This is a genomic window from uncultured Clostridium sp. (assembly GCF_947036855.1).
GTDB lineage: Bacteria > Bacillota > Clostridia > Clostridiales > Clostridiaceae > Sarcina.
The window spans coordinates 1-2,811 of the sequence record NZ_CAMQRY010000206.1 but is presented as its reverse complement, the minus strand read 5'-3'; the positions used below and the strand labels follow the sequence as shown (position 1 = coordinate 2,811).

Annotated in this window: 4 protein-coding genes; all 4 read right to left on the bottom strand. The window is 27.4% G+C overall.

Annotated features, from left to right (window positions below):
• The coding region (locus tag Q0V15_RS12815; protein WP_297439531.1) for a GNAT family N-acetyltransferase at window positions 1–672 on the bottom strand (672 nt) is incomplete at its 3' end.
• Between the two features lie 151 nt (window positions 673–823).
• On the bottom strand, window positions 824–1,672 hold the full coding sequence (locus tag Q0V15_RS12810; protein ID WP_297439530.1) for a 4-hydroxy-3-methylbut-2-enyl diphosphate reductase: 849 nt from the start codon (window positions 1,670–1,672) through the stop codon (window positions 824–826).
• Window positions 1,673–1,695: 23 nt separating this feature from the next.
• Window positions 1,696–2,343 (bottom strand): (d)CMP kinase, encoded by a 648-nt coding sequence (gene cmk, locus Q0V15_RS12805; protein WP_297439529.1) that lies wholly within the window; start codon window positions 2,341–2,343, stop codon window positions 1,696–1,698.
• 24 nt (window positions 2,344–2,367) lie between these two features.
• The coding region (locus Q0V15_RS12800) for an NAD(P)/FAD-dependent oxidoreductase (protein WP_297439528.1) at window positions 2,368–2,811 on the bottom strand (444 nt) is incomplete at its 5' end.

Sequence of the window (2,811 nt, the reverse complement as noted above, 5' to 3'; positions counted from 1 at the left end):
ATATAGCTTTTTAGCTGCTATATTATTAGATTTAACTTTTATAAAAACTTCATTTATATCTAGTTTTTTTGCTTCTACAAGTAGGAATTTTAAAAGTTCTGTTCCTATTCCTTGTCCTTGGCATTCAGTTTTTACACATAGGTTGACTACTGTATACTTACCATCCATTAACAGTATTTGTCCATATCCCACATAATAAAACTTTCTTTTTATGAAATAAGCAAGTTCTGGTATATAATTTCTTCTAGACATTTCATACTTTACATCTTTGCTTTTTAGTGGAAACCTCTTCTCACTTTTAAAGGCATTATTTTGTATTTCACATCTTATATCTTCATTTATACTTCTAGTAAGGCTTTCATAATTAAATTCTATTGAATATGAAAACTTTTTAAAATCTACATCATTTACATTTAAAACCATAAATTCATCCATAGATGTTTTCTTAAATCCAACTTTTGAAATAAGCTCATTTTGCTTAGTAGATGAATATAAAAAACTATGGCTATCATAATTTTCTTTTTCTTTCATTTCAAGTAATGGTTTATCTAGTTCGTATATATCAGAAACATTAAATTTCAATTCGTCATTTTTACTAGCTTTAAGTAAAGCTATTGTCCCATTTGTATTTTTTAAATAAAATAAATAATTATCAACAAACACAAATTTCATATAACTCAAAAAATTTAAATCCATTATACTTTTGAATTCTTTTCTAAAATAAAAAAAGTCTAGAACATTTAGTAATTTTATTTCCATGCTTCACTCCTAAGATAAATACTACAGAAATATTTTACATTAATTCTAGACTTTATTCAAGTTTCTATATGTTTTTTAACATATCTATAACTTCATTTATTACAAAATCAGGAGTTGATGCCCCTGCTGTTATTCCAATTACCTTACAATCAAAGTTTTTTATCTCATCTGTTAAATCAGATGCATTTTCTATATGATATGTATTTTTACAATTCTTTTTACATATTTCATATAGCTTTGTAGTGTTTGAACTATTTTTACCACCAATAACTATTACCATATCAGCTTTAACAGAAATATCCTGCGCACTACTTTGTCTTTCTTCAGTAGCAGCACATATAGTATTAAAAGCAACTATTTCTTTAGATACTTTAACTATATTTGAAAGAAGTCTTTCCCAATTTTCTTTTTTCTCTGTTGTTTGAGATACAACACAGACTTTTTTAGGAAATTCTAAATTATCACTATCAGAAGCATTTGTAATTATAGCAGAGTCATTACACCAACCATTTATACCAATAACTTCTGCGTGATTTTCATCACCAAGTATAACTATAGTATATCCTTTTTCATAATGTGCTTTAACCTTCATATGAATACTTGTAACATAAGGACAAGTAGCATTATTTACTATAAGACCTTTACTTCCAAGAGTAGTAATAACATTTTCTTTAACTCCATGAGATCTAATTACAACAATATCATCTTTTTCAAGATTATCAATCTCTTCAAATGATATTGCATTTATCTCTTTAGCTTCAAGATTTTTAACAACATCTTTATTATGAATTAGTGGTCCTAGTGTATATATTTTTTTTGGACTATTTTCTCTAGCCTGTAAACTTTCATCTACTGCTCTTTTAACTCCAAAACAAAATCCTGCATTTTCAGCAAGTATAATTTTTCTTTTCATTTTAAACTCCTTAAATACTCTAATTAATTTATATTTTTTAAAATTTCTGAAACAACTTCTTGTATGTTTAACCCAGTAGTATCTACCTCTAATGCATCATCAGCTTTTCTAAGTGGGTCAACTTCCCTATTTGTATCATACTCATCTCTTTTTATAATATCTTCTAAAATTTCATCATAATTAACTTCAAGCCCTTTACCTGTAAGTTCTTTAAACCTTCTATCAGCTCTCTCTGTTGCACTAGCTGTTAAGAAAAATTTATATGGAGCATCTTTAAGAACTACTGTCCCTATATCTCTTCCATCCATTATAACATTGTATTTTTCAGACATTTTTCTCATTTGTTCTACAAGTTTCACTCTAATCTCTCTAACTGATGCATACTCTGAAACTCTTTTACTTATATTTGGGTGAGTTATTTGATCATTTATATTTTCTCCATTTAAGAAGAGGTCATCATTTTCAAAATATATATCCATAGTGCTTATCATTTCCATTAATTTATCTATTTCTGTAAATGCTATATTTTTCTCTAAAGCTTTTACAGTAACAGCTCTGTACATAGCCCCTGTGTTTATATACATAAGATCTAATTTATCTGCCACTATTTTAGCTATTGTACTCTTTCCAGCTCCTGCTGGTCCATCTATTGCTACGCTTAATTTATTCAAATCATATACCTCACTTTATTTTAATTATATATTTTCACCAGCTAAATACCCAGTTGATATTGCTATTTGAACATTGTATCCACCAGTAAAGGCATCTACATCTATTACTTCTCCTGCAAATGATAAATTATTTAAAATTTTAGATTTCATAGTTGATGGGTCTATCTCCTTTGTAGAAATACCCCCAGCTGTAACTATTGCCTCTTCAAGTCCTCTAAGCCCTTTAACTTCAAATTCAACATTTTTTATAAAGTTTACGAAAGCTTTTCTCTCATCTTTAGTTATAGAGTTAACTTTTTTGCTACCATCTATATCTACTGACTCTACTATAAATGGAATTAACTGTTGTGGGAATAGTTTATTTAAAGATTTTTTAAACTCATTATTTAAGTTCTCAGCAAAATCTTTTTGAACTCTAGCATCTAAAGTTTTTATATCAAGTGATGGTTTTAAATCTATAGATATTTT